General features: G+C 60.1%; 4 protein-coding genes and 1 pseudogene. 4 read left to right on the forward strand and 1 reads right to left on the reverse strand.

The features are described from left to right. Nucleotides 1-306 (reverse strand): DUF488 domain-containing protein (locus AC1DS3_RS37320; protein WP_477129210.1); only part of this gene is annotated, 306 nt, incomplete at its 3' end. Nucleotides 307-652: 346 nt separating this feature from the next. Here AC1DS3_RS37320 and AC1DS3_RS37325 point away from each other — a divergent pair. The 4 genes and pseudogenes from AC1DS3_RS37325 to AC1DS3_RS37340 form a co-directional block, all read left to right on the forward strand. Continuing rightward, nucleotides 653-1702 carry a hypothetical protein gene (locus AC1DS3_RS37325; RefSeq protein WP_477129211.1) on the forward strand — a complete coding sequence of 350 codons (1050 nt, stop codon included), beginning with the start codon at nucleotides 653-655 and terminating at the stop codon, nucleotides 1700-1702. Next, on the forward strand, nucleotides 1651-2685 hold the full coding sequence (locus AC1DS3_RS37330) for a cbb3-type cytochrome c oxidase subunit I (protein WP_477129213.1): 1035 nt from the start codon (nucleotides 1651-1653) through the stop codon (nucleotides 2683-2685). Before AC1DS3_RS37325 ends, AC1DS3_RS37330 begins: the two co-directional genes overlap by 52 nt. A gap of 185 nt (nucleotides 2686-2870) precedes the next feature. Further along, nucleotides 2871-3076 (forward strand): annotated as a pseudogene (sdhB, locus tag AC1DS3_RS37335) (succinate dehydrogenase iron-sulfur subunit); the annotation flags it as partial. Nucleotides 3077-3413: 337 nt separating this feature from the next. Beyond that, nucleotides 3414-4251: transketolase family protein (locus tag AC1DS3_RS37340; RefSeq protein ID WP_477129212.1), on the forward strand; the 838-nt coding region annotated here is incomplete at its 3' end.

Consider the following 4251-nt stretch of genomic DNA (forward strand, 5'->3'; position numbering starts at 1 on the left):
GGCAAAAGGTGTGTGCATATAGTCGGCGAAACCACGAAAGGACGCATTTCGCCATCCCATATTCTGGGACCCCGGGTGAGTGCGTCGAAAGCCTCCTAGTCCGGCGGCATGCTCGTAGCGGATGCCGATGCTTTCAAGTGCAAGCCCGACGGTGTCACGATTGAACTGAGGGTTTCGGCGAGAGCGAGGCACAGTACGCACGTCGATAAGCTGCGTCACTGAATGCGCCGCAAGCAACAGAATGAATTCTCCAAGGGAGCGCGTCGAATGGCCTACGGTCAATACGATGGACTGGGAGTAGTGCATTGGCGTCTCGGATGCCCAGTCGCGAACAATCCGGTGCACCGTGCAGATCGCAACTTCGGCTGATTTTTTGCAGACCTGGCGCCAGCATGTCCAACTCCAGCCACGCGAGATCTCATTGGAATATAGGCGGAATTGTTCGCCTTTGCCCGCTACGATACCTATCTACCGGCACCCGACCCAATGTCGGCGCATGGTCTGTTAAGTTATTGCGGATACTGACTAGAATGGGGTGTGACAACTCGGCCGGTATCGATTCCCGGTGCGGGATCGGGGGGACCTGACCCTATAGGGATAGTCGATGCACGCCAACTGCGGGCTGGCGTCACTGATGCGCACAGAGGGATAGATGAGCACCGTTTTCGGAACCACCGAATCCGCCGAGCCGGCATTATCGCCTTGGTGGGTGCGCAGCGTGCTGATCGTGATAGTGCTGGGTTTTGCCGCACTGCTGACCATCACCACTCTGGCCTACCGCAATGCACCACCGATCCCGGCCCAGGTGCTCGACGCGAGCGGTGTCAGCGTGTTCAGCGGCGACGATATTCGCGCCGGTCAGGCTGTATTTCTGAAATACGGTCTGATGGACAACGGCTCGATCTGGGGCCATGGAGCCTATCTCGGCCCGGACTATTCGGCCGAGGCGCTGCATCGTATCGGCGACGACACGGCCACCGCGCTGGCCATGCAGCAGTATGGCCAACCGATGGCTGCAGTCACGCCGCTTCAACAGGCCGCGATCCGGGCGGAAGTTGCGTTGACGCTGAAGACCAACCGCTACAACGCTGCCACCGGCGCACTCACACTGACGCTAGCGGAGGCGCAGGCATATCGCCAGCAGATCCATCGCTGGACCGACTATTTCCAACACCCTGAAACGAACGGGGGCCTGGCACCGGACCTCATCACGAATCCGCAGGAGTTGAAGCAGTTCACTGCCTTCGTCAGCTGGGCGGCTTGGGCTTCCGTGACCGATCGCCCCGGCGCCGGCTACTCCTATACCAACAACTTCCCATCCGATCCCAGCGTCGGGAATCGCCCCAACGGCGGTGCGCTGCTGTGGAGTGCACTTAGCCTGATTGCGCTGCTGGGCGGCATTGCCACGGTGTTGCTGGTGTTCGGTAAGTTCGACTATCTGGGCTGGGTGAGCCCCGGACGGCAGGTGCGCTCGCAACGGCTCCCGGGGCACGCCAGCCCGGGGCAGCGCGCACTGGTGAAGTACTTCGTGGTGGTGGCTGTGCTGCTTCTGATTCAGGCCCTGGTAGGCGGCGCGACGGCACACTATCGCGCTGGTTCTGGTTCGGGGATCAGGGCTGGGAGTACCTCGAGATCGGCCGCTTCTGGCAAATCCTTCTKATACTCGGTCTCTTCACTTGGTTCGCCCTGCTGCTCTGGGTGACAGACCCGCGTCAGATCGCCAATCCGGAGGCAAAGCCGCTGGCGAAAGTGTTCCTGCTGGCGGCGCTGGCGATTCCGGTGTTCTACGTGCCGGCGCTGTTCTACGGCGCGCATACCAATTTCACGGTGGTCGACACCTGGCGCTTCTGGATCATTCACCTGTGGGTCGAGGGGTTCTTCGAATTTTTCGCCACTACAGTGGTGGCGCTGGTGCTCTTCCAACTCGGGCTGACCCAGCGCAACACCGCGCTGCGCGTGATCTATCTGGACGCGATCCTGTATTTCCTCGGCGGTCTGATTGGCACCGGCCACCACTGGTACTTCACCGGTCAGACCAACATCAACATGGCCGCGTCGGCGATGTTCTCTGCCTTGGAAGTGGTGCCGTTGACGCTACTGACGCTTGACGCATGGGATTTCGTACGCACCACCCGCGGCGTGTGCGACGAGTACGGAAGGCCAATCGCGATTCCGCACAAGTGGACGTTTTGGTTCCTCATGGCAGTGGGCTTCTGGAACTTCCTTGGCGCTGGTGTCTTTGGTTTCCTGATCAACCTTCCAATCGTTAGTTATTACGAGGTAGGTACCATCCTCACACCGAATCATGCCCATGCAGCGCTGATGGGCGTGTTCGGCATGCTGGCGATCGCGCTTTTGGTATTCGTGCTGCGCGAGACCAGTGACGACATACACTGGCAAGAGATCGAAAGGTATGTGCGTGTCGCCTTCTGGGGCTCCAACATAGGACTGCTGCTGATGGTCGCGCTTAGCCTGTTTCCGGGCGGGGTACTGCAGGTTTGGGATGTGATCGAGCAAGGTTACTGGCATGCACGCAGTTTCGCCTACACCGGTAGCCCCCGTTCGCAACTGATTGAATGGTTGCGTCTCCCCGGCGACCTGGTGTTCATCGTGTTCGGCGCGGTGCCGCTGGTGATCGCCGCGCTCAAGGGCTGGCTGGCCGTACACKGGCGTGGAGGGCACTAGACTCAACTCAATGTGGGGGGATGAGCGGCTCACACAGCCCCATTCTATTCGCAAAGTGAAGGCGGTCTGTTGTTGCCACGATGTGGTGAGTCCGTGTCAATCGTCGCGGAAGGCGGTCGGATTTGTTGATTTCGCGGGACTACGGCAGCGATTGGGGGGCGGCACCTTCGGCGGGGTGACGGTTTTCATGCTCTTTGGTCTATTCTCCTGACAAGTATGTCGGGCCAACTGGCCTGTTGCAGGCTTACCGATTTATCGTCGACTCACGCGACACTGCCACCGCCGAAGGCTCGATAGTCTTGAGGCGTACCGTCTCTTTCGCTGTCGCAGCATTCTGAACTGCACAGACATTTGCCCGAAGAACTTGAACCCCGCCTATGCGATAGGCTAGATCAGAACCATGCTTGCGCGCCGCCTGGTGTGATGCCGGGCTGAATCCGCGTTGACCATGGTTTGCATCTATGTATCGATTTCCGAACCCAGATCGACGGCGCCATCCGTTCCTCGTTGCGCAGATAGATGCGCTGGTCGCGCTTGGTCGATCCGATGCTGGACGCCGCCTATCCCAATCCGGGATTTGGTGGCAACGGCGCGGGCCTTGAAATGGCGTATTGGACGCACTAATCTTGTGCAGGCGGGAGAATGCTCTCTGCGCTGAAYAATCGGGAAGCGCCGCGAGAGATTGGCGCGGCATTCCGTCAGGATCCAGAGGCTCCAGATTGAACTCAATGCGCTCTACCGACCTCCCGACGGCCTCACTGGATGACCTTTGCGTCAACACGCTTCGTTTCCTGTCCGTCGACGCTGTGCAGAACGCCAACAGCGGCCATCCCGGCATGCCGCTGGGTGCGGCGCCGATGGCCTATGTGCTTTGGACCCGTTTTCTCAAGCATCATCCGGCCAATCCGCTTTGGTTCGACCGGGACCGTTTCGTGCTATCCGCAGGCCACGGCTCGGCGCTGCTATACAGCTTTCTCCACCTCGCAGGATATGATCTGCCGCTCGAACAGCTTCGGCAATTCCGTCAGTGGGGCAGCATCACGCCGGGCCACCCGGAGCGAGGCCTGACGCCGGGCGTCGAAGTGACAACCGGACCGCTCGGTCAGGGATTTGGCAACGGCGTGGGCATGGCGATGGCGGAAGCGAATCTGGCCGCTCGCTACAACCGCGATGGCTTCGAGATCATCAACCACTTTACCTACGGCATCGTGAGCGACGGCGACCTGATGGAAGGCATCGCGTCCGAAGCCGCTTCACTGGCTGGGCATCTGCATTTGGGCAAGCTGATCTACCTGTACGACGACAATGGCGTCACGCTCTCCGCAAGCACGGGTATCACTTTTACCGAGGATGCTGCGCAGCGCTTTGATGCCTATGGCTGGCATACCCATTTGGTGGAGGACGGCAACGACCTGCCGTCCATCGAGCAGGCACTGCATGCCGCCCACGCCGAGACCAGGCGACCGTCTCTGATCCTCGTGCGCACGCATCTCGGTTACGGGTCGCCCAACAAGCAAGACACGTTCGAAGCGCACGGTTCGCCGCTCGGCGTGGAAGAGGTCCGAT

The organism is Cupriavidus sp. 01L46, assembly GCF_056399905.1.